Raw genomic sequence first — 24,810 nt, 5'->3', positions numbered from 1 at the left:
AAATCCAAACAGATACAATACCATAAGAGGAGCCAAGTAAAAGGTTTAACTTATGGGGGAGAATTAATGAAAATAACCATGAAAGACATTGCTAGAGAAGCAAATGTTTCTATAGCTACTGTTTCACATGTGATAAACGGTACAAAGAAAATTTCTGATGAGAAACATAACAAAATTATGGAGTTAATCCGAAAATATAATTACATTCCTAATTCAACAGCTAAGAACCTTAGACAGCAAACAACAATGACGGCTGGGTTAATCGTCTCCAGCTTTCCAGATTCTTTTGTAACCGAGATGGTCTATGGGATTGAAGAACGAGCGAGAGAGATGGGGTACAATTTATTACTAATTAATACAAATGAAGATAAGGATTATGAAGAACAAACAATTAATCTCCTGCATTCGAAGATGGTTGATGGAATAATTCTATCTCCTACATCTAGTGATATTGGGTACCTGGATAGGTTTACGAAGGATAACTTCCCAATTGTACTGGTTAATCGTTATGATCCAAAAATCAATGATGTTTCAAGAGTAACAGGAGACAATTATCAAACAGGGTTTGATGCTACAATGCATCTGCTAAAACATGGTCATAAGAAAATAGGTATTATATATGCTGTACCAAATGTATCAACAACTTTAGATCGAATAAAAGGATATAAAGATGCATTAAAACAATATAGTTTACCATTTAACGAAAGTTATTTAGAAGTAGGATATGCAACAGTAAATGGGGGAGCAAGCGCTGTTAAGTATTTATTGGACAGAGAGAGTGATATATCAGCTTTATTTGTTCAGAATGACCTTATGACAATCGGGGCAATTTCTAAAATCAAAGAACTTTCCTTGAAAATTCCAGAGGACATTGCATTGATTGGATTTGGGGATTTTGCTTCGGCTACTATTATCGATCCGCCTGTAACTAATATTGTTTTACCGCCAAATACAATTGGCAGAACGTCATTTGATGTCCTATTAAGCAAAATTAACAATCCGGATTATATAAAGCATATCGAACTTCCTCCCTCTTTGATCATTAGGAAGTCGTGCGGTTGTTAAATTGAAGAAGGGGGCCTGACTCCAGATACGGTGAAGTGTTAAAGTGTGAATCAACCAAACCTTGCTGGCTTTCTGGCAGCAAGGTTATTTTTTATACTTTGAAGGAATCCATTAACAGGGGGCCTGACCCTGAAAACTGTGAAGCATTAAAGTGTGAAATAAGTAAAATCAGTAAAATAGAGGTATCTAATTCTATTTTTCAATAAAGTGTTAAAGTGAAAAGCTGTGTCTACCTTAGTATGCATAAATAATTACAAGATAAAGTTGTTTGAAATGGAGTCTTGCTAATTTATAGCTGCAGGGCGCGTCATTTCCGTATTAATTTCCTAGATTTTTTTGAATACCTCTTGTTTTTAGTAGAAGACTAAGAAAAAAAGTTTTAATCACATCCTTTAGAGGTGTTAACAAGCTTTAAATACGCAAGAGTTGAAATAATTTAATTTAATTCTGCTTTATTAAAGCAGAGCCAGTTTCTGATTATGCAGAGGAATTTAAAAAAAGGTCTAAAACTGATCCAATCAATACTTTGAAAGGAGTGTATGTATTGTATGTCTAATCCTAATTGGAATTCTCTAATTGAACGAGGTGAGTCTTCAAAAACTTTGGTGCGTTTTGAGGAAGTGACGGATGAAGATATCCCGCGTCTCAGGTACGAGGTTTCTTTACCGGGTTCATATAAAGGACACGCTTTTCTGGAAATAGAAGCCGATGGTTTACCATGGAAAGAATCAGCTTATGAAATCAATCGATTACCAGGTCAATTTACAGTAGAAATCCCAAATGCACCAACGAAAGTTCGCGTGAAAGCTCCGGCTGCTCCTGACCCTGTTCCTAACCAGGTTCATGTTCGTGCTCCAGCGGCAGCGGGAGATAAATCCCCAGCTATAATAAATAATGATGGAGATGGTTTTTTACGCTTCCGAAACTATGAAATACCTTTTAGTGAAATTCAGGCTGAGGTTATGGAAGATCGAACACTTGTTATTTATAAATCATTTGGGGATAACATTCATCATCTTTACGTTCCAGCTCCAAAGTCAAAAGACTTGGCTAATCCAAGGTTTGTAATTGTTGAACATTATCGTCTATCTTCTTATTTTGGTGATTACGGAGCAGGAAAAACTGTTCAAACTTTCAGTCTTTGGCCAGGAGAAGAGACTACTTTGTACATCCGGAGCTGGCGTCGAACTGAACAACGTCAAAAGGAAGCTTCATCAATCTTTGACTCATTTACCAAAGAAGCGGCAGATGATTTTCAAACAAGTCTTGAATCAGAGAAAAGTGACCGTAACTCTCAGAAAGATACTAACAATTGGAAAGCTGATGGGGAAGCGGGGCTAAACTTGGGCTTATTTAAAATTGGAGGAGGTGGAGGAGGAGGAGGTACGTCCGAATCGGTTCATGAGACCTTAGCGAAAATGGTTTCAAAAGTTGCAACACATCATGCTTCCAAAGCTTCTTCCAAGCGTGATACCACTATCAGCACGGAAATTGAGACAACCGAGGCTGCCGAATTTGAATCTATTACCGAACGCACGGTAAAGAATGTAAATTTAAGCCGTGTCTTAAACTTGGTTTGCAGAGAATTAAATCAAGAATTTAAAACATATTTATCTTTGATTGATGTCTCAATAGCCTTTGTTAACGACAGATTTGTATATGAAGAATATTCTCTCTCCGAACTTGACCAGTTGCTGGATAAATATTTAAACGATTCATGGAAAGGACATACACCCATCGGGGCAAATTCGGATCCTAGAGACTATGTAAAGGATTTACTTTGGAAAGAAATTAACAGTATTGCTGACTTTCAAGGAAATCCTAAACAATTTATCGAAGAAGTCCAGGATCTTAATGGACGCAGTTACTGGCGAGTAATACGTAGATCCGATCCAGAGGCACCACATCCCTTTTATCCGGATGGAAATATCCCTGTAGACGGGATAGTAATTAATTTAGACATCCATACTCTGCGCACTGACGGGATTATCATCGATTCCTTGCTTGGTCATGGAATTGCACTTGATAATTATGCTCTGGGTACTCAGCAAGAAGTGCTGTTGGAAAAACAATTAGCTAATAAAAAAACTGAATTGGCTCTAAAATTGATTGAATCAGGAGATTTTGAAAAGGTTGAAGCTTTCCGTTCTATTTTTAGCTGTCCAGCTGATCAAATATTGAAACAAGTTTTAGATCATTCCTGTTCAAAAGAGGGAGGAACAGAGGGACTGATACAATGAGCCCGATGGATGAAAATAGGGATTTTGAAGATTATGGAAAAGAGTCTTTGAAGTATGGGGATAAAGCAGCTAAATTACCGAATGAGTTAATAATACCCGGCCTTTCTTCCGGAAAAGACCCTAAGAAAGCTAAGGAACGAGCAGCTTCTTCTGGTTATTTTGTGGTAGTAGTTGCTGATGGTTATCCTAATATATATCAAAGTGATTCAGATGAAATAGCTGCTGCTAATGCAGGTCTGCACCTTTGGATGCCAAGTTCAATTGATTTCCTGCAAACAGCGCTTAGAGCAACAGGGGGGAATGAAGAAAATATTCTTAAAGTAGCAAGTGAAAAGGAATTCTTTGAAAAACTAGCTAATTTTAAAGGGAATATCCAGCGGCTGATGATTATTGCCCATGGAACCAAAGGTGGAATTGGATTTTCGGGAACGGAGTTTGAGGGAAGTAAAAGTTACTTAAATATAGATGTTCTTAATAAGAAAGATAATTTAGATAAAGTTAAAAAGATCAAAGCAAAGCTGCTTGCAAACTCCCGTATTGATCTGGTTGCATGTAATAGTGGGGCAGACCCAAATTTTTCCCAAGCATTTAAGATAACTTTTGGAGTAACGGTATATGGATTTAATGTTCCAGTAAATTGGATTTTACGTTGGAGTGTGGATAAAGAAACCAAAGAAAAGTCCATTATCCCGGCTGAACATAGAGGGTTAGTTTTTCTGGTAACAAACAGTAAAAATAAACCTATAATATATTTTGATCCCAAAAAAATGCCTTTTAGAAAACTTTAGGGAATGCCGTCCTCGTAAATAGGAGGAATCAGAATCAGGTGCCTGACCCCGCATACGGTGAAGTATTAGTTTGGTGTTGATAGACTGGCTGGTTTACCTTAGGGATTCGTTTCAAATGAAAATCAGGTGCTTAGAAAAACATGGGGACGGTTATTCTGTTCCCCTAATTTTAAATTTGTCACTAAAAAAATTGAACCCCATTAAAGAATACCTATAAAGGACCGTAGAACCTCCTTTTTGCTCTGAAACTACCAATTCACCACCCACTCTTTATTCTCCAATTTAATCTATAAACATTCAAATGATGGGACAAGGGGACAGGTACCGTGTCCTCAATCGCGCTTGAATGAATTTAATAACCCTATTTCCTGCCAAGGAGGCAGGTTTTCATTTTGAAAAGAATCCTGATGAATAGAAAGGGACAGAGACCTGTCCCTTTCTTCCGTAAGCAACCTGGACTTATTAACTAGCCTATTAGGAAAATGTTAGGAGTACGAAATTTTAGCCTTAGTCTATTATTATCATTTATTATCTGAAATATTAGAAGAGTTAGTAAAATATGATAATGTTAGTTTGTTAAAAATTGGAGATAAAGGGAGGCGAAAAGGGTCATTTGGTTTAGAATGAAAAATAAGGGAGGCTTAAAGGTGAAAAGCAAAAGTTTTCTGTCGCTAACACTATCTGTTACCTTGCTTGTGGGGATTTTTTTTGTAGGATACCCTCAAACCGGCCAATCAAAGGAGAAAACCAAACAGGAATATGATTTGATCCTTAAAGATGGCACGATTATTGATGGGACGGGCTCAAAGCGCTATATGGCCGATATTGGAATATCAAATGGATATATTCAATCCATTGGAGACTTGGATGGAGCAAGTGGAAAAAGTGAAATCAATTTATCGGGCAAAATTGTTTCTCCAGGTTTTATTGATATGCACAGCCATGCCGATACTGACGTGCTTACAACAGCAGAAAGTTCATTAACCCAAGGGGTGACGACTGAAATGATAAGCCCGGATGGAGGAGGTCCTGTTGATCTTTCCTATTTGTCCGAGCTGGAGGAAAAGGGTCTGGCCATCAATGTGGGAAGTTATATCGGATTTAATTCAGTTTGGGAAGAGGTAGTAGGGTATGACGATCGCCGTGCTACTCCTGAAGAAATATCGGATATGCAGTCACTGATCGAAACAGCCCTCCAAAAAGGTGCCTGGGGAGTATCTGCAGGCTTATTCTACGCTCCAGGAAATTATGCAAAAATACAGGAAGTCATTAATGTTGTCAGTGTTGCCAAAGAGTGGAGAACCAATTTTCCCAATCACATCAGAAATGAGAATTATCACGTTCTCGAGGCCACGGCAGAAACAATAGAAATAGGAGAAATTGCAGGAATCGTCCCGGTTATTACCCATATGAAGGTAATGGGCCCGAGCAACTGGGGGAAATCTGCAGAAACGATTAAAATGATTCAGGATGCCAATAAGCGGGGAACCTTTGCCGCAGCAGATCAATATCCTTATTTAGCAAGCCAAACAGGCTTAACGGCAATTGTTCCACAGTGGATACAGGATGGCGGCCGGGAGGAGATGCTCAAACGCTTTGCGGATCCTGCCATGCGCACACAAATTGAAGGGGAAATTCATGACACGATTGCGAGCAGGGTAAGAGATGCTTATGACGTCTACTTTCCGACAAAGCAAACAACTTTAGGCGATATAGCTGAGGAACAAGGTGTCTCACCTGGAGAAGCGACTATGCAGATCCTTGAAGATGAAGGAAACATAAGAACTATCTATTTCTTTGGCGATCAGAAGGATTTCGAGCGGATACTTAAAAACCCTACGACTGCCATTGCTTCTGATGGAGGAGCGACTGTTTCAAGCAGCACTCATCCTAGAAGGTATGGAACGCAGCCTAGGGTTCTAGGAAAGCTTGTTAGGGAAGATGGATTACTTTCTCTTGAAGAAGCTGTTCAAAAAATGACAGGCCTTCCTGCCAATATCATAGGAATGGTTGACCGAGGATTTATTGCTGAAGGCATGAAAGCTGATATTACTGTATTTGATGCGGATACAGTAACAGATAAAGCCACTTTTGATAATCCTAAACAGTATGCAGAAGGTATTGAGCATGTCATTATCGATGGGCAATTTGCCATAAAGAACGGCGAAACAACGGGTGTGCAGGCAGGAAAAGCCCTTAAGCGCAGCTATGATATGCCAAGCCGTCCAATGAGCCTTAATGAAGCTCATAAAGTTTCCGCAAAGGGCCAGCTCGTCAATGACAAAGCTAAAGGGCCTAAGATCAATATCATGGTGGAGCAAAACGCCGATGGAACACAATCAAAAGCAAAGCTTCAAATTATCGATAAAGAGAACAATGTCCATGTTAAACTTGATGAACTCGGATTCCTGCAGACCTATAAAGGCTGGGCAAGCTTTACTGGAACAGCTAAATTAAAGCAATCCGAAAAATCCGTCCCTGTTCTTGTTACGGTTGATGAGGAAGATCCGTTTACCGGGGAAGAAACTATTCGGGTTAAGATTGGTGAAGATTATCAGTACAGCGGTACCTTAAAAGGGGAATTAAAGGTAGATTAATAATTATTGTATTTCCACTTAAGGCAGAGAAATTTCTCTGTCTTTTTTCTTGAAATACTAGAGATAAATATATTAAAAATGACCACCGTTTAGTTTAATCCCTTTAGGCTATACGAATCAGTAAAAGTGAATACCTCTAGCTTACTTGGGTATAAATTGGAAGAAGGGAGGAATCTAAAATGAATAGTGTTAAGCAGGTAATGATAGAACTTGGATTAGTGTTCAGTAACGAAATTTATCGAAAAATAGCTATAACTACAATAGTAATTGGTGTTTTTTCTGCACTGTCATTTCTAATAACTTATTCTTTTTTATTTGGATATTACTTCGGTGGATCGCTTCAAAACTCTTATTCTAATTTTGAAATATTTAGAAGGTTTGTTCCTTTCCATTTGGATACAATAACTTTTACATATTTAATGATTTGGTTATCTGTATCATTAATAATGTATATTTTGAAATTATTATTTGATGGAGATAAAGCTTTAAAGATAATTGCTCTTATATCCTTTGCTGGGCTTCATCTAGTAATAACCTATTTCTTCTCCCAGGAAGTAAATCTAAATAATTTTTTGTCATTGCTTCTAATTTGGATTCTTCCCGCATTTCTAGGATTTATATCATTATGTATTATAAAAGGAAGTCAGTCTCCTTTTAGAACCTTAAGTGGCGGACTATTTGGGATTGTAATTTTCTCTATAATTTTTGTTCCCTTTCTAAATCATAAAGTTTTTCTCCCTGATGAATTAACTATAATTTTTGGGCTCATGATGTTTTTCTCTTTTGGATTGCTGCCTTATAAGAAGTATTTTAATTTCATTTTCATTTTTCCTTACCCATTTTTTTTAATAGCATTACCAGTTAGTTTTACTTCGGCAGAAGCCTTTTTTAAAGATTTGCCAATTATAATTAAGTATTTTATTTTGTTGATCATTCCAGCAGCTATCAGTTTTATAATATCAGTTCTTATGAAAAATAAATTTCAGAATCAACGGAATACACCAGAGCAAAAAGCAAAGAAAAGTTTAATTAGAAAAATCATTTCTGAATTTAGTATTTTAATTTCAGACCCTGATCCTAAATCACATAAGGGAGGGGTAATCATTTTATTAATACTATTGCTGGGAATTTACGTAATGACCCCAAGAGTATCAATATATGCAGCAAAATTAGTAAGGACCTATACTCCATTAAGTGAAATAAAATATGAATCAATAATAATAAAAGATTTAGAAGGAAAAAGATTAAAATTAAATGGACTTGTTGTAACTGAACAAAATAATGTTCTTTACATATCAAATACTAATTGGAAGCTCGAACAAGTTAAGACTGACTATTACCATATTAAAACCTCTGATTCTTAATATAAGACCAATATTTGTTTTTATAAAAAGGGAGATTTCCAAAAAGGAGTCTCTCTATTTTTTTATCCTTTAATCCACAAACCGAATGTGTTTCGACAAAATTTAGGGTGGTTCCTGCTACCCCATATTTCACTAAAATTAGTAGTTCTTTTGTTGGCTTGAGTGGATGCCTGCTTTGGAATTTAAAGATTTGGAGATTGTATATGTATCTTCCTTGGAAGAGGTTATCCTCCACCTTAATGGTCAAGGTATAATCCCATTGTTTCAAAAAGCAAAAGTAGTCGAGCACCAATCACATTCTGCTGATTTTAAGAAAGTAGTAGGTCATTCCTATGCAAAATATGCTTTAGAGGTAGCAGCTGCGGGTGAACACCATTTTTTTATGACCGGTCCTCCTGGCTGCGGGAAAAGTCTATTAGCAGAAACCTTTCCATCTATTATGCCTCCTTTGTCAAAAGAAGCTCAGTTAGAAATGATAAGTTTATATCAGCTAAGCGGAAGTTTATGGGAACATACAGAGATGCCTCCCTTCCGAAATCCTCACCATTCAGCTTCAGGGGTCTCGATTGTTGGAGGAGGCCAATATCCAAGACCGGGTGAAGTTTCTCTTGCTCATCGAGGTGTGCTGTTTCTCGATGAAATAGCGGAGTTCACAAAGAAAACACTTGATATGCTCCGTCAGCCTTTAGAGAGTGGCAAAGTAAGCATTAGCCGTACACAGGCAACCGTAACATATCCAGCCTCTTTTATTCTGATCGGTGCCATTAATCCTTGTCCGTGCGGTTATGCCGGCTCAAATTCCCACTACTGCACTTGTACATCCAAACAAATTATTGCCTATCAAAATAAGCTATCAGGTCCATTAAGAGACCGATTTGATATTAATTTAACATTGCTGCCTGTCCATTTAAAATCTGTACAAACCGGAAGTGAAGAATCATCTTCAACAATAAGAAAGAGAGTTGAAGAAGCAAGGAAAAGGCAATACGAGCGATATGGAAGTGAAATCTGCAATAGCCGAGTCTCCTATGACACCCTACTGAAAACAAGTCCTTTAACACCTGATCAATATCGTACACTGCTCCAGTTTTCCAATAAGAAAAACTGGAGCAACCGCACTCAAATTAAAGTAATTCGTCTCGCTCGTACAATATCCGTTCTGGAGGGAAGTAAGGGCATTGCAGATCGAAGTTATGGGAGGCAGTGAAGCTGAACAGCTTGGCGGAGAGGAAAGCTGGTACAGGGATAAAAGCAAATGGCCTCTAGGTGACAGGGACACCTAATATCAAATTTAAGGAGATTGAAGGCTTATCACTCCGCCAGGCAGCCAGGATTTATTTGGGTTTCTTTGAATCTTGTTTTAAGGCTTAGAAACCGCCTGTGTTTTCCCTGTGTTTCAAAGAAGGGATTTATGAAAGAAAAGAAGAACATCTCCCTATTGAGCAAAAGTTCCAGACAAAGGAGAATCTTCATGAATCTAAAAACAATAAGAAAATCCTATAAAGCAAAGCTGCTTTCTCTTCCTTATCGCATTAAGCTCATACTGGTTTTTTCCTTCCTAATCTTACTAACCGCCTCAATCCTTGGCAGTATCACCTACTATCAATTTGGTGGAGCAAGCCAAAGGAACGCTGAAGAATACTCGATACAGCTTGCTGATCAAATCAATCGGAATCTGGACCGTTATATTAAAGAAATGCAGATCATCTCTTTATCCCCTTTATATGATCAAGAAGTAATAAATATATTAAAGAATCACCAGATTTCAGGGGTGGCAGCCCCCTTTCCGCCAGCGAATGAGAGAGTGAAAATCTGGCGATATATTTCGAGTTTTGTCCATATGAGAAATGAAATTCGAGGTATACACATCCTGGCCAATGATGGGAATATATTCAGCAATCTGGATTCAAATACCATTATGCTCCAAGTATTTGAACAAAATAACGAGTGGCTTCAAAGAATAATAAAAGCAGATGGTGAACATGTGATTCTCCCGCTTCATCATCCGAACTATTACTTAAGTAAGGATACAGATGTCTTTTCGGTGGCTAGATTAATAAGGGATCCGTCCGATCAAACTCCGCTGGGTATTATTAAAATAGATTTGAAGCAAGAGCTGATTGAAGAGATGGTTAAGAATACAAGGACAAAAAGCCAAATTTTTATTGTAAACAATCAACAGGAAATCATTTATCCAAACAGTGAGGAAAATGATATTTCTGCCAACATATTGCCCGAAATGGAAAAAATAAAAGTTAATAATTATACCAATATCCCAATTGAAGGTGTAGATTATATGATGGTTTATAATCAATCCGAGTATTCGGGACTTAATATTGTCATGCTCATACCCAAATCTGAAATTTTTAGCGAAGTGAACCATCTTCGGAAAGTACTTTTCATTGTGGTAATGGCCGGTATTTTAATAGCATTCATTTTAGGTTTTATTTTATCAAAACCTCTAGTCGGTTCTATTCATAGACTTAGAGAAGCGATGGAGGGAGTGAAAAAGGGGAACTTCTCCCAGCGGGTATTGGTTCAATCAAATGACGAAATTGGTGATCTTGGGAAAGGATTCAATCTAATGGTTAGTGAAATCGATCGTTTGGTTACCGAAGTCTATCGAACGGGCCTGAGAGAGAAGGATGCGGAGCTGAGGGCACTCCAAAGCCAGATGAATCCCCATTTCCTCTATAACACATTGGAGTCCATTAATATGCTGGCGATTACCAGAGGGAATTTTGAAGTATCGGATATGGTCTCTTCATTAGGCAAGCTGCTGCGGTATACGGTGGACAACAAAGCGAAAATTGTCAGGTTAGAGGAAGAGACGGCGTTCGTTGGCTCTTATATCACCATTCAAAAAGTAAGGATAGGAGAGAAGCTGCATTATATAGAGGAAATTCCAGATTACTTAAAGGATGCAGTCATTCCTAAGTTACTCCTTCAGCCCATTATTGAAAATGCGATTGTCCATGGATTGCGCAACGCTGGCGGGAAGATAAAAATACAGGCATTTAAATTAGGGGAACAAATGAAAATAATCATTTCGGATAATGGAGTGGGAATGGACATGGAGAAATTAAAAGAATTAAAACAAATTATTAGAGCTCAAAAACCAAGCCATTCTAACGAACAGCATAATGGTGTGGCATTGCCGAATATTCATGAACGGATTCAGCTTCTGTATGGAAGTGATTTCGGCTTGGATATTCAAAGTGAAGAACATAAAGGGTTTTTTGTCTCTGTTTCGTTACCGCTATACTGGGAGGAGGAAAAATTGGATGAAAAATGTATTAGTGGTTGAAGACGAATCAATTATTAGACAAGGGCTGAAGGTATTACTAGAGGCCATAAGCGGAGAGCTTCGAGTATGGGAAGCAAAAAGCGGTGAGGAAGGCATGATGCAGGTTCGCCAGCAGATCCCGCATTTGATCATTACGGATATTCGAATGGGCGGAATGGATGGTTTAGCATTCATTTCAAAGGTACGGCAAGTCTCTGAGACTATACCCGTTATTATCCTGAGCGGGCACAGTGATTTTGAATATGCAAGAGCCGCTCTTAAATATGGTGTTACTGATTACTTGCTAAAACCTGTTAATCGGGTCGAGCTTTCTAATGTAATTACCAATATTTTTAAAGATAAAGAAGAATCATATACAGATGTATCGGGACAGTTTCAGAAAATCCTTCAGTACGTTCACGACCATATTGGGCAGGAAGTAACACTTAAACACATTGCTGATCATATGTTTCTCCATCCCCAATACATAGGGCAATTGTTTAAGTCTGAGCTGAATCAGACCTTTACAGACTATTTAACGGGTGCACGTTTAAAGAGAGCGAAAAATTTGCTGAAGAACACAAACCTAAAGGTATATGAGGTAGCTCAGCTCTCAGGTTATAAGAGCCCAAAGCATTTTATGTCACTTTTCAAACAGGAAGTAGGCTTAACACCTAAAGAATACAGGAAGTTATCTTAAGATTCGATCAACTATTAAAATAGTACTTTTTCTTTGATTGAAGGGATATTTTGAACCGGATTTTCCTTCTACAATTAGAGTCAAAGGAGAGGGGGAAAAAGATGAAGAAGCTAGGTGTAATTTTTTTAATTTTGTTAATGACAACGTTTACATTTGCCTGCAGCAACAAAGCAGAACCATCCAGCTCAGGCGGAGATTCGAAAAAGAATGATGAACAAGTTGAACTTACCTTTATGATATGGGGAAACGAAGCGCATCAGGAGATGTATAATAAACTGCTTGAAAAATTCTATGAGACACACCCTAATATCAAGGTAAATTTAGAAAGTGTTCCATTTCCGGATTATCAGCAAAAAATAACCGTTTTAGCAGCTGGCAGAGAATTGCCTGATATCGGCTGGGCAGCTGAACGAATGGTTCCTCAATTTATGGAAAATGGCATTTTAGAAGATGTATCTTCGTTTAAAGATGATGCGGAATATAATATGGATGACTTCTTCCCATCAACTTTAGAACTGTTTGAAAAAGACGGAAAGTTATATGGACTCCCGTTTTCTACACCTCCCATGGTTCTTTTCTATAACGAGGACCTGTTTGTAAACGCAGGGGAAAAGACACCAAATGAACATGTGGAAGCTGGAACATGGACCTGGGAGCAATTTGAAAAATCCGCAAAGGCAATCTCTGCAAGCGGCACATATGGAGCTAATTTCTTCCGTGACTGGAATACTTGGATTGCATTGCTTTCACACACTTGGAGCAACGGGGGAAGCCTATTTAATGAAGAAACAACTGAGTTTAAGTGGAACAGCCCACAAGGGGTTGAGACACTGGAAATGCTCGATCGCATGATGTTTAAAGACAAGTCTCATCCGAAAGCTGGTGAACAAGTAAGCTTTGAATCCGGCAAAATTGGAATGTTCTTTGATGTATACAGCTATGTATCACGTGCCCGTGAGGTGAAAGATTTTAAATGGGATATCGCACCGCTTCCGGAAGGTCCTGAGGGAAGATTCCCAATGCTGGGCCAGGCTGGCTACACGATGTTTGCAGGGTCCAAGCATCCTGAAGAAGCCAAGGAACTCCTGAAGTTTTTAACGAGCCAAGAGGGAATCACGGCCTCATCTACCTTCTTTGTACCGCCGCGCGAGTCTATCTTAAGTTCTGATGAGTTTGTAAATCAGCCGAACAATCCGCCGGTTGAAAGTATTCAGCGTGCCGTTATTGATGAGATGGACAATGCAAGACTGCAGGAAGGCCATATGGAATGGCAGAAAATTGATAACGCAATTCAATTCGGATTCGATGAACTGTTTGGACAGTTAAAGAAACCAGAAGACATTCTCGATGGAATGGATAAAAAAATCGATCCGATTTTGAAATAAAACTGTTTAGCAGGCGGTTAATCCTCATTTAGGCTTAACCGCTTGCCTATTCATAAGAGGTGATAGTATGAATTCTTCTTTAAGCAGTTGTCTGAGTGAGAAAAAAGTTACGCTAATTGTAAGCTTGCCTGAAAACAATCTCGAATTGGCACAAGCTGCATTAAGTGAAGGTGCAGATGCTGTAAAAATGCATGTGAATGTGAATCATCGTGCTTCAGGCAATGAGTTCCGCACGACAGAATCTTATATGGAAGTATTCCGGCAAATACGCTCAGAATATACTGGTCCGCTTGGAATTGTACCTGGTGGCTCTTTTGAGGAAATCAAACAAAGTGAATTGAACCTGCTCTCTCAGGCTGGATTCAATTATTTTTCAATCTATGCTCACCACATGCCAAGCTGGATGATGAAGCTTGCAGGAATGGAAAAAACCTTTGCCATATCATCAGATTACGATATTGAGAATATGGGGCAGTTAAAGTCTCTGGATATAACTGCGCTTGAAGCATCGATTGTGCCTGGTGAGGAATATGGGTCTCCCCTTACATTTAAAGATATTCTTGCTTATAAATATTTAGCAGAGAAGGTGGATGTTCCACTTCTTATTCCGTCGCAGCGAAAATTGGTGCCAGATGACATTTCTCTTCTTTCTCAAGCGGGTGTTAAAGGGATTATGTTAGGGGCAATTGTAACCGGACATACAGCAGAAAGTATTAAGAGTTCTGTTGTGGAGTTTAGGAATGCCATTGACAAGATTTAGGGGGTAGCAGAATGGAAGCAAACTTAAATACTTCTGCGCAACTCTCTTTGGAAAAGGAAAGACGCAGGAAAAAGTTTATAGGAAGTGAAGCCTTTTACGGCTATTTGTTTGTGAGTCCGATGGTGTTGGGTTTCTTGGTTGTTATGCTTGGCCCGCTGCTATACTCCTTTTATATGAGTCTCACAGACTGGCAGCTGCTTGGTGATCCCAACTTTATTGGATTGGAAAATTACCAGCGTTTAACTTCAGATCCTGAGTTCGGGACAGTATTGAAGAACACGCTCATATTTTCAGTCGGCTTGGTGCCAGTCAATATTATCTTGGCACTTATGCTGGCTTTGCTGCTGCACCGAAACCTGCCTGGAATGGGAATCTTCCGGACAGCCATCTTTATTCCTGTCATGACATCGATTGTTGTGTGGTCCATTATCTGGAAGTATATGTTCGCAACAGATGAAGGGTTTATTAATCAAATTCTGCAGGTGTTCAGCATTGAGGGTCCTGCATGGCTTTATGATCCGAAGCTTGCCATGGCGGCAGTTATTGTAGTCAGTGCCATGAAAAATGTCGGTTTGAATATGGTACTTTTCCTTGCCGCTTTACAGCAAGTGCCCCGTACACTTTATGAAGCCTCTTATTTGGATGGTGCCAACAAAAGCAAACAGTTCTGGTATGTCACGCTGCCAATGATAACGCCAACTGTATTTTTAACACTCATCTTAACTGTGATCGGATCCATGAAGGTGTTTGGGCAAATTTATGTCATGACCGGAGGAGGGCCTGGGAATCATACAAAGGTTCTTGTTTATTATATTTGGGAAACAGCCTTTAAGCTATTTGATTTCGGCTACGCTTCGGCCATTGCGATTATTCTATTTTTAATCATTTTAGTTTTCACCATAGCTCAGTGGGTGTTAAGAAAGAGGTGGGTTTTCCATGAACAATAGAAAAAAGAAGAGTTTTGGAACAAAGGTTATATTTTATGGAATATTGACCCTTGTATCTCTAATTATGATCGTGCCATTTTTATGGATGATAAATACATCATTTAAAGACGCGACTAAGATTTTTACTTTCCAGTGGATACCTGATCCCTTCCGCTGGCAGAACTATTTGGATGTACTGGAGAAAACACCGTTTCACCTATTTTATTTTAATAGTATTTATATTGCTATATTGGTCACGATTGGCACCATTTTCTTTGGGTCATTAGCTGGTTATGCGTTTGCGAAGTTATCCTTTCGCGGCAGTTCGATTCTGTTTCTTTGCTTATTAAGCACTATGATGATCCCTGTCGAGGTCATTACTATCCCGTTATTTCTATTAATGAGAGATTTGGGATTGGTGAATACTCATATCCCCCTAATAGGGATACCAATTTTGGGGCCAGCGGGAGTATTTGGGGTATTTGTCATGAGGCAATTCTTCCTCCTTGTACCTAAAGAGCTCGAAGAAGCTGCAAAGCTGGATGGGTGCTCCTATTTCCGAATCTATTGGAGCATCATGCTTCCTCTTGCCAAACCAGCGATTGCTACATTGACCATATTTACTTTCTTAACAAGCTGGAATGAATTCTATGAACCATTGATTTATATTAATTCGAAAGAACTCATGACGCTTCCGTTAGCATTAGCCTTATTTACAGATGAAGTGGGAACAAAGTGGGAACTGTTGATGAGTGCCTCAGTTATGGCAACAGTTCCGTTATTAATTGTCTTCTTCTTTGCTCAAAAGCAGTTTATTGAAGGTGTGAGCATGACAGGAGGAAAATAATAGACTGGTAGATTGTTGAAAGGACGTGATCGTTTTGAAAAATGAGCTGGAATTTGATGTAGTCGTTGCAGGAGGGGGACCTGCAGGAATTAATGCAGCTATTGCGGCCGGGAGAGGAGGAGCCAGGACACTTCTTATTGAGAGGTATGGATTTTTAGGAGGCATGTCTACTGTGGCGCTTGTCTACCCATGGATGACTTTTCATACGGAAACGGGACGACAGGTCATTAAGGGAATTGCTCAGGAGATTGTAGAGAGGCTCATGGCTATTGAAGGTTCGCCGGGGCACTTACGGGATACAGTCGGTTTCACCAATACTGTCACTCCATATCATCCAGAGAAATATAAACTTCTTGCTTTAGAAATGCTTGAAGAAGCCGGAGTGGAAGTTCTCGTTCATAGTTTTGCAGATTCAGTTGAAGTGGATGGAGGAACCATTAAAAGCATTCGCCTGGTTACAAAGTCAGGCCCTATACGAGTTAAGGGCAAACAATTTATTGATACGACCGGAGATGCTGATATCGCATTTCTATCAGGCGCTCCCTGCTTAAAGGGGAGAGAAAATGATCAAAAAACTCAGCCGCTCACAATGAAATTCCGTATGCGGGGTGTCGATGTATCGAAAGTAAAAGATGCCATGAAAAGAAATCCTGAAAATTTTTATAAGAAGACGCCTATTAATGAATTAGATGAACTTCCTTTGACGGGCGTACAGGGCTTCTACAAAGAATGGAACGCTTCAGGAGTTCCAATTAATCGTGATCAAGTGCTATTTTTTATTGGGCCTGAAGAAGATGAGGTCCTGGTTAACTGTACAAGGGTCCAAGGGCTTGATGGCACGGACGTATTTGACTTAACAAAGGGTGAAAGAGAAGGAAGAAAACAAGTCATGATGATGGCAGAATTTCTGCAGACAACCATTCCTGGTTTTGAAAAAGCCTCCATATCGGCGGTCGGTTCCCAGATTGGCATAAGGGAGACAAGGAGAATTTCTGGCGAGTATTCTTTAACAATTGAAGATGTGATAACTGGCAAAAAATATGACGATACGATTGCCTTAAGCGGCTATCCAATTGACATCCATGACCCGACTGGGAAAGGTGTGCAGGCGAATGACATTGAAGGGGATGGAAGCTACGGAATTCCTTATAGATGTCTTATTCCTAAAGGGATTGAAAATTTGCTCGTAGCAGGAAGATGTATTTCTACTACCCATGAAGCACTTGCTACGACTCGTCTAACACCAAGCTGTATGGCAACAGGCCAGGCTGCAGGTACGGCAGCTGCCATATCACTGGCTGAAGGAATCGCTCCAAGAAATCTTGATGCCACCATGCTGCGTAAGAAATTATTAGAGGGTGGGGCAGTTTTACAATAATATCTAAAAGGCATCTTACTTTACATCCTGAATCTACTTTATGTTATTGGATTATAAAGGAGGAGAAGGCGTGAATAGATGGAAAGCTTTGTTTTCAGCATGTATGGCTGTTCTGTTGTTATTTGGTAATCTAGGTGAAATGGAGGCTACAGAAAAGAAGGTTGGTTTAGCTAAAATTCTCATGGTTCCATTGGATGACCGACCCGCTAATCTCTATTTTCCGCAGCAAGTTGGAAAAACAGCGGGTGTTGAAGTCATAACACCGCCAACCGATATGATTGGTTTTTACACAGAGCCTGGAAATGGCAAAGAAATCAGCAAGTGGCTATTGGACAATGCTGAAGAGGCAGATGGGTTTGTGATTTCAGCCAGTATGCTGGCGTATGGGGGATTAATTGCTTCCCGTACTGGAGTGAAATCCGAGGAAGAGGCACTTTCTGATATACAGTTAATTAAAAAACTAAAAGAGCTTTATCCTGAAAAGCCTGTATACGTTTATGACACCATTCAGCGGCTTGCCGTAACAGCCATTAGCGATGAATACTTGAAATACTACGATCAAATCAGAAGATGGGCAATATTATATGATCAGGTCATTAACTTGGGAATGGAAGAATATCGAGCTGAATTTGAGAAATTAGAATCCGAAATACCGGAATCTGTGCTGCAGGATTATCTAAATGCGAGAGCAAGAAACCATTCTATTAATAAACTGTTAATTGATTGGGTTAACGACGGTTCAATTGATTATTTGATTCTGGCCCAGGATGATGCTGCTCCTCATGGCCTTCACCGCGCAGAAAGAGAGATTCTAGTTGAAAAGGTAACAGAATACGGGTTGGAGGATCAAGTTTCCGTATTCCCTGGAGCAGATGAAGTTGATGTGGTATTAGTATCCAGATTCGTAACGCAGCTGTTTAATACAGAACCATCATTTTATATTGATTACGGCGGTATTCACGGAAAGGACTGGATTGCACCATTTGAGGATACAACCTTCGACTATAATGTAATCAGGCACATTACCGCTTCAGGCGGCAAGATTGCCGAAGATGAAAAGGGTGCGGATATCCACCTGTTATTGAATACTCCTTCAAGTGATAAAAATAAGAGAACTATAGATGTCGAAAAAATGGTAAATAGAACAAGTGACCTTATTAAAGCAGGAAAGCAGGTTGCTATCGGGGATGTGATTGAGGTTAATCGGGCGGATGCTCTGCTTATTAGCCAACTAACTGAGAAAATCGATTTAACTAAACTTCTTGCCTATAGCGGCTGGAATACTGCTGGCAATACAATTGGCATTACAATTGGTCATGCTGCTGCCCGTACTGCATTTCTTGAACAAACTTCAGGATTTGGTGTACCACTTTATGAAGACACAGCAGAAGCACATTATGAATTCCTGCTTCATCGATTCTCAAAAGATCACAGTTACAAAAACATTGTTCATCCTGCAGCAAGGGCCTATATAACCAAAATCGGCGCAAGTGAATGGGGATTAGGTGAAGATTACGACTTAGTTAATCAATTTGTTCATGATCAATTAACCTTAGAAACACAAAAATGGTTCCAGCATTTCAAGGGGAAACACGTTTATATTGGAAAAAGGGGAAACAAGGATTTTTACAGGACGATCGATTCTTTAGAAAGTGTCCATGTTAAGCTTCCTTGGCCGAGGATTTTTGAAGCGGAGCTGGAACCGGAAGTAAATCTTAAATGATCTTTAATAACTTTTCACAATGAATTTATTAATGTATTCCGGATGCCTTCGTTCTTGTATTCTCTACCATGTTGGCTTTTCCAGGGATACAGCCTTAACTGCCTTGAGAATTGGCTGTGCGGCCAATTACCATCTATTTAATAAACCGACCTCATATACTGTAAAGTGTTATAGCTGGCTTGGCGATGCTGAGCTAGCCTTTCTATTGAGAATACCATTGATATGCTCCGTAAGGTTTCAGGACTAGTAAACTTTTAAGGACAGTCATTTAGATATCTCCCCTTATAAATAGAGATTTTTGATATGATGTACTTAACTATATTGAAACGTCTATATGTTAGAACATCCTAGGTATGGAGGAGCAGGTATGGCTGGTATAAAATCAATAAACCTCGATGGGGAAGAAATCTATGTGTTTAACAGTGCCATCTATATTTTTGAATCGTCTTCCGGAAGTACGCTGGAAGTAGACATGATTGTAAGCGAAGTTACTTTAAGAAAATATCAGGACAGAGACAGTCTGATTACAGAAGTTGAATTGGAAGACGGCGGGCAGATAAGCTCCTTTATGTTTCTAAAGGCTGTGCCGGGAAAGCTGCCCCGGCTGAGCTTATTTTGCGAAATAGATCCGGAAGAGTCATATGAAGGGCTCTTAAGAATAAGAGAGGATCATCCGGACTTTCCCGATATTGAAGCTGGCATTACGCTGGAAGAAATACGAAAAGTCGAGATGCCGAATGAAAAAATCACACTTAAATTAAACCTGCCCATAAACCAGGTGGAATGGCTGAAGGGGCAAAAAAATAAGGAATTGAATGAGCTTTTTAGAGAGCTGTTAGAGGAGTATCTTTCTTCAAAGGAAGAGTAATTCAATCTAACGTTTGATGAATCTAGCTTATGTATGAGAAACGCACCAGAGGGCTGCAAAAAGAGCAGGATTTTGGCGGTATGGTGAACCTGCAAATAGAGTTATTGAGGTTGCAAATAGCTGGCGAAAACCTGCAAATAGAGCGATCAAACTTGCAAATAGGAACCGGAAACCTGCAAATAAACAATGAGGCTGCAAATAGGAGCCGGAAACTTGCAAATAGAGCAATCAATTTGCAAATAGATAATTAAATTCTGCAAATAAACTATCAAATACAGCCTATATAAAAGGAAAACCGAGCTGCCACTCAGCCCGGTTTTTTAAATCCTATTAATTAATCGTCCCGCGATCCACCTGTTCATACAATATCCCCATATTACCCTTCACTTTTTTAGAAACTTCACACAATGCCTCAATGGCTTCAGCTTTATGATGCCCCAGCTGAAACACCACATCATCAAACAGCATTTCCATTTCTCTTAAAATAGCAATGGATGCAAGGTTATAGAGGTGGACATTATAGTAACCGCTGTTATTGAATATGGCTGTCTCGACATAAGGCCTGAAATTCTCTAATAGAGTAGGATACTCCGCCATTAATCTGTCTAAACCTTTTCTGATGCCTTCAATCGTGCCGGCAAATTCATCCAAAGGCTCCAGCGCGTTGTTGACGCTGTTTCGAATTTTATCGTCAAAGTCCGAAAACAGGCCGAATAACTTGCCGGGGATGGTGTAGTCCAAGGCGAATTTGGTTGCGCCTTTGATAGTGCTCGACAGGAGTTCAAGTGCATTTTCAATGTTCAGGGTAATCACCCAGCCCTTATGCAAGATAGGAAAGAGAAGTGCCTGGGTTGATGCAGTGAAAGCAGAATAAGACGTATCCATCTGGAATTCCTTAATCTTCATCCTAAGCTCCATATAAGGGGAATCTTCCAGCTTATACGTGTTCGTTCCCTGCACGGATATAGAATTGGAATGGGTGGATTTGCTTCTAATCGACTGTCCCAGGGAAAGATCCCTGTCATGAAAGTTAGAGGCAACATCCTGAACTTGTTTTTGATATTCGCCGATATGCGAAAGAAGCTTATCCCTGTTATTGTTAACGATCCCGTAATGAGCTTTTAACTCACTGACTACAGCATCATACCAGAGTTCTTTTCCGCCCTCAAAAAGTTCCGGGATTTTATTGGAAATAATCCGGATAAGGCTTTTGGAAAGATCCTGAACATCTGCTTTCAAATCATATAAAAAGCCGCGGATTTCATTAAAGATGCTTTCCACGCTGACGTTCGTCCGGAAAATATGTTCAAGCAGCTCAGCAGGCGGGGAATTCAATATATAGTTCAGGGATTTAGCATGGCTTTCCGCCACATTTAATAAAGAGACCAAATGATCAATCTCGGCCGTTAATCGATTGCTGATCGAAGTAATCCCCATAAACAGCGGTTCACTGATCAGATTTTCAAACATCTCTTCGAAAATCTTCTGCAGGCGGCTGAGCCGTTCATAATAACGGTTTGCTTCATCGTCTACAATGGCAACCGAATTGCCCAGGTACTCGTGAGCAAGGTTCAGTCTTTCCATTACATGGCTTTGCAGGGAGGAAGCAAGAAGATCCAGGTTCTCCTTGTTGATCTCGATGCGGTCGGAGTGCCCGCCATACAGCGGTACTCCCGTCCAGATGCTGGATACGATATGGGCATCAGCATCCACATAGATTTTGCCATAGCCTGGCTTGCCGACTTCACCGATAACATAAAACTGAGTGCCATCTTCATTCCTCAGATAGCCTGTATGGTTTGTAGCAAGCTTTGAGAATTCTGGAATCCCATTGAAGATTTCATACTGTTTTCCCGGAATCCTGCCATGCAGATCCAATGCGATTAAAGTCTGAGTCAGCACATCGTAGCTGCTGAAGTAGTTTGTGATGTTATCATACGTTTGGTTAGGGTCCACCATCCCCTCAGGAAGCAGTGCAGGGTTTAAGGTAACAGCGTTTACATCTGGATTTTCCACTGCTACTGCACCAACCAGACCGCCGCCAAGTGAATTTCCCGCGATTGATTTAACGCCGCCAACCTGGCTATACTTTTGGTTCATTTCAGTATAATAGCTTCTTGCTGCGCTCAGCTGGGCCGGAGTCAGATCACTTAAAAGCTGTGCATCTGTCAGAATATCCTTCTTGCCATATTTTCCGCTTGCATCGGTGCCGACATAAATGATGGATATTTCCTCTGTTTCCATATTTACTACTGTCATTGCATCAAGGCCAGTGGGGTCTTCATAATGGGTATCAATAACCGTATAATCTGTATTATTTACTTGCAGCACTGATTCAAATAGCGGATAGGTATAGGCATGAAGGCCGGCCAGTTCCACTAAATCTTTATCATTAGTTGCTGCTATATCCGTATTAATATTTGGTGAACCCTTTAGAGTATCCATATATTCACCTGCTTTATTCCTTAATAATGTAATCCGGGAATCCGCGTTTAAAAGAGTTTTCTTTAGAACCTTCCGAACTCTGTTTATCAATGAAGTTATCATTGAGAGAGAAGCTGTAGGTGCCCATAGGTATTGAGTTCATTTCTTCCAGCTCTTCCGTAACTTGATTGAATATCTCTTCACTTGGCTCTGCCTGCTTGTCAGCCATGAATAACTGAATATTGATTTTGAAGTTTTCAGGATTAAAGGAGCCTTCTTCATAGGCATTCCTCAAATTTTCCACACTTTCCTCAGGATTACTAATATAAAGGTCATAGACTGGTTTAATAGCCTCTTCTTTACTTGTTAATGCTAAAAAATAATAGGGAGTCATATATCCATGTCCGCCCACATTTTGGAGAGCATCCTTTGTTTTTCCGGTTACCTGACCTTCTGCTGCAAGAGTCTCAAGATATTCGTCGAGCTGCTTGAACTCTTCATTAAAGATCATGTGATACAATCCGCCTTTAATGGCATTTTCCACCTGGAATTCATCAGCCCAAATCTTTTCTGTCATCACTTTCTTTTCCAGTTCATCAATGGGCACTACAGCATAAGTGTAGAAATGCGGCTCACCTTTGGATTCAACAAACACAGTAGCCCCATCCTTTGCCCCAACCACATTATGCACCGTTACATCGGTCTTATATTTCTCCTTAAAAAAATTGAGGGCAGCTTCCTCTATTTGAGCAAGATGATCATCAGCGATTTTATCCGTTTCTTTTCCATATGGAAGTGCATAGCCTTCCCCGGTATAATCCTGAACACTTACCATTGTTTCTTCAGAGGCGGCAGCCTGTGTTTCTTTTGTTTTTTCAGTGTCTTGATTGTTATTTGTGCTATTCATACCAGAACATCCTCCAAGCATTAATGATATTCCAACACTGCATAGTAAAATTTTTGTTTTTTTGCGCATTAGTTAAATGTCCTCCCTAAAGGAATGTGCCATTCAAAGTTATATCCCTTATTTTAGCGGATAGAGTTATAATTTTACAGTTTAAACGTGGAAAATTACACTTTTTAGGTAAAAATAGGTAAATAGTAAGAGGGGGGGTGGGGAATATTGTACTATAGTTAGATTGTCCAAGTTGTTTCTAATGGTCTGAAGCATAAGAACTATCCCCCAAAGAGCCTCTTGGAATGTTTTTCATTTCCTCCGGATCTTTTCCAACTTGATTAAAGATTTTTTCACTTGGCTTAGCATCCATGTCTTTCATAAATAGTTGAATGCCGATTGTTAAAATTTCTGCTGGAAATTTACTTTCATCAAATGCAGTTTTTAGTTTCTCGACACTTTCCTTATTGATACCTCACCAACCTTTTAATCTCTCACAATATAATCCGGATAGCTCCTCCTTAAAGAATTATCTTTAACACCTTGAAACGTTTCTCTCTGAATCAGGTTGTCATTTAAAGTAAAGCTATAGGACCCTTTGGGAATACCGCTCATTTCTTCGAGATCCCTGGTTACCCGATTGAAAATTTCCTCACTCGGCTCTGCACCTTTATCGCTCATGAATAGCTGAATATTAATAGAGAGATTTTCTGAGTCAAATAGGTTTTCAGCAAAGGCATTCCTTAACTCTTTTTTACTGGCATCAGGGTTTCTTAAGTATAGGTCATATACTGGTTTAATCGCTGCCTCAGCACTGAGCATGTTAATAAAATAATAGGGAGTCATAAAACCGAGGCCGCCTGCATTCTGAAGAGCTTCCTTTGTTTTCCCTGTAACGTGCCCTTCTTCTGCAAGTGACTCTAAATAACCATCGAGTTTTTTGAATTCTTCTTCAAAAATCATGTGATATAAACCGCCCTGAATGGCTTCCTGTATTTCGTATTTCTCAGCCCCAATGAGGTGAGGCAGCACCTTATTATCCTGGATCTGTACATAAGCATAAGTATAAAAATGCGGTTCACCTATTGATTCCACAAATACCTTAACACCCTCCAGAACACCGACCATATTATGTACCTTCACATCGGTTTTGTATGTTTCCTTGAAATATTTAATAGTGGCTTCCTCAATCACATCCTGGTTTGCTTCAGCAATCTTATCCGTTTTTTTCCCAAAAGGCTGACGGTATTCTTCCCCAGTGTAATCCTGAACACGGATATACACTTTTTGAATATGTTCCTCTTCGCTATCACGAAAGAAACTGGAACACCCTCCAAGAAAAATAGACAACCCAATTAGTACAAGCAGGAATATTCTTTTCATAGGTATGTTTTTCCTCCAGATTAGATGATTGCCTTTATTTTAGTGTGAAAAGTAGTTTTATTACAGTATTAAATATGAAATTTTACACTAAATATGTAAATTAGGAAAAAGGTATTGTAGTTAGATTATTTTTTGAATAAAAACCAATTTGAATTTTCTAATAATATGTGTATAATACATT

Annotated in this window: 18 protein-coding genes; 15 read left to right on the top strand and 3 right to left on the bottom strand. The window is 39.4% G+C overall.

The genetic code is table 11. The annotated features are described in order from the left end of the window. Positions 1–66: 66 nt before the first annotated feature. The 15 genes from NYE23_RS23535 to NYE23_RS23465 all read left to right on the top strand — a co-directional run bounded on the left by NYE23_RS23535 (position 67) and on the right by NYE23_RS23465 (position 19,927). On the top strand, positions 67–1,065 hold the full coding sequence (locus tag NYE23_RS23535; RefSeq protein ID WP_341081673.1) for a LacI family DNA-binding transcriptional regulator: 999 nt from the start codon (positions 67–69) through the stop codon (positions 1,063–1,065). A gap of 548 nt (positions 1,066–1,613) precedes the next feature. Then, positions 1,614–3,305: a hypothetical protein gene (locus NYE23_RS23530; RefSeq protein WP_341081671.1), complete on the top strand. Its 1,692-nt coding sequence runs from the start codon at positions 1,614–1,616 to the stop codon at positions 3,303–3,305. After that, on the top strand, positions 3,302–4,093 hold the full coding sequence (locus NYE23_RS23525; protein WP_341081669.1) for a hypothetical protein: 792 nt from the start codon (positions 3,302–3,304) through the stop codon (positions 4,091–4,093). The genes NYE23_RS23530 and NYE23_RS23525 overlap by 4 nt, the downstream gene beginning before the upstream one ends. Positions 4,094–4,740: 647 nt before the next feature. Further along, on the top strand, positions 4,741–6,690 hold the full coding sequence (locus NYE23_RS23520; protein WP_341081667.1) for an N-acyl-D-amino-acid deacylase family protein: 1,950 nt from the start codon (positions 4,741–4,743) through the stop codon (positions 6,688–6,690). A 179-nt stretch (positions 6,691–6,869) separates the two neighbouring features. Then, positions 6,870–8,054 (top strand): hypothetical protein, encoded by a 1,185-nt coding sequence (locus NYE23_RS23515; protein WP_341081665.1) that lies wholly within the window; start codon positions 6,870–6,872, stop codon positions 8,052–8,054. 175 nt (positions 8,055–8,229) lie between these two features. After that, positions 8,230–9,261, top strand: a complete 1,032-nt coding sequence (locus NYE23_RS23510; protein ID WP_341081664.1) for a YifB family Mg chelatase-like AAA ATPase — start codon at positions 8,230–8,232, stop codon at positions 9,259–9,261. Positions 9,262–9,525: 264 nt separating this feature from the next. Further along, complete coding sequence (locus NYE23_RS23505; protein ID WP_341081662.1) at positions 9,526–11,361, top strand: sensor histidine kinase; 1,836 nt, start codon at positions 9,526–9,528, stop codon at positions 11,359–11,361. Then, entirely contained in the window at positions 11,339–12,040 is a 702-nt protein-coding gene (locus NYE23_RS23500; protein WP_341081660.1) for a response regulator transcription factor, read from the top strand. The genes NYE23_RS23505 and NYE23_RS23500 overlap by 23 nt, the downstream gene beginning before the upstream one ends. A gap of 101 nt (positions 12,041–12,141) precedes the next feature. Beyond that, positions 12,142–13,425, top strand: a complete 1,284-nt coding sequence (locus tag NYE23_RS23495) for an ABC transporter substrate-binding protein (RefSeq protein WP_341081658.1) — start codon at positions 12,142–12,144, stop codon at positions 13,423–13,425. Between the two features lie 67 nt (positions 13,426–13,492). Beyond that, positions 13,493–14,185: a hypothetical protein gene (locus NYE23_RS23490; protein ID WP_341081656.1), complete on the top strand. Its 693-nt coding sequence runs from the start codon at positions 13,493–13,495 to the stop codon at positions 14,183–14,185. An 11-nt stretch (positions 14,186–14,196) separates the two neighbouring features. Further along, positions 14,197–15,132 (top strand): carbohydrate ABC transporter permease, encoded by a 936-nt coding sequence (locus tag NYE23_RS23485; RefSeq protein WP_445662627.1) that lies wholly within the window; start codon positions 14,197–14,199, stop codon positions 15,130–15,132. Continuing rightward, positions 15,122–15,958 (top strand): carbohydrate ABC transporter permease, encoded by an 837-nt coding sequence (locus NYE23_RS23480; protein WP_341081655.1) that lies wholly within the window; start codon positions 15,122–15,124, stop codon positions 15,956–15,958. The genes NYE23_RS23485 and NYE23_RS23480 overlap by 11 nt, the downstream gene beginning before the upstream one ends. 34 nt (positions 15,959–15,992) lie before the next feature. Then, entirely contained in the window at positions 15,993–17,336 is a 1,344-nt protein-coding gene (locus tag NYE23_RS23475) for an FAD-dependent oxidoreductase (protein WP_341081654.1), read from the top strand. Positions 17,337–17,406: 70 nt separating this feature from the next. Next, complete coding sequence (locus NYE23_RS23470) at positions 17,407–19,059, top strand: DUF4127 family protein (RefSeq protein ID WP_341081653.1); 1,653 nt, start codon at positions 17,407–17,409, stop codon at positions 19,057–19,059. Positions 19,060–19,426: 367 nt separating this feature from the next. Further along, entirely contained in the window at positions 19,427–19,927 is a 501-nt protein-coding gene (locus NYE23_RS23465; protein ID WP_341081651.1) for a hypothetical protein, read from the top strand. 330 nt (positions 19,928–20,257) lie between these two features. Here NYE23_RS23465 and NYE23_RS23460 read toward each other — a convergent pair whose 3' ends face one another. The 3 genes from NYE23_RS23460 to NYE23_RS23450 all read right to left on the bottom strand — a co-directional run bounded on the left by NYE23_RS23460 (position 20,258) and on the right by NYE23_RS23450 (position 24,629). Next, positions 20,258–22,372 (bottom strand): SA1320 family protein, encoded by a 2,115-nt coding sequence (locus NYE23_RS23460; protein ID WP_341081649.1) that lies wholly within the window; start codon positions 22,370–22,372, stop codon positions 20,258–20,260. A gap of 13 nt (positions 22,373–22,385) precedes the next feature. After that, positions 22,386–23,258: a DUF1672 family protein gene (locus NYE23_RS23455; protein ID WP_341081646.1), complete on the bottom strand. Its 873-nt coding sequence runs from the start codon at positions 23,256–23,258 to the stop codon at positions 22,386–22,388. A 474-nt stretch (positions 23,259–23,732) separates the two neighbouring features. Continuing rightward, positions 23,733–24,629: a DUF1672 family protein gene (locus NYE23_RS23450; protein ID WP_341081643.1), complete on the bottom strand. Its 897-nt coding sequence runs from the start codon at positions 24,627–24,629 to the stop codon at positions 23,733–23,735. Positions 24,630–24,810 lie beyond the last annotated feature (181 nt).

The organism is Cytobacillus sp. FSL H8-0458 (assembly GCF_038002165.1).
Lineage (GTDB): Bacteria > Bacillota > Bacilli > Bacillales > Cytobacillaceae > Cytobacillus.
This window is presented reverse-complemented; position numbering and strand designations above follow the sequence as displayed.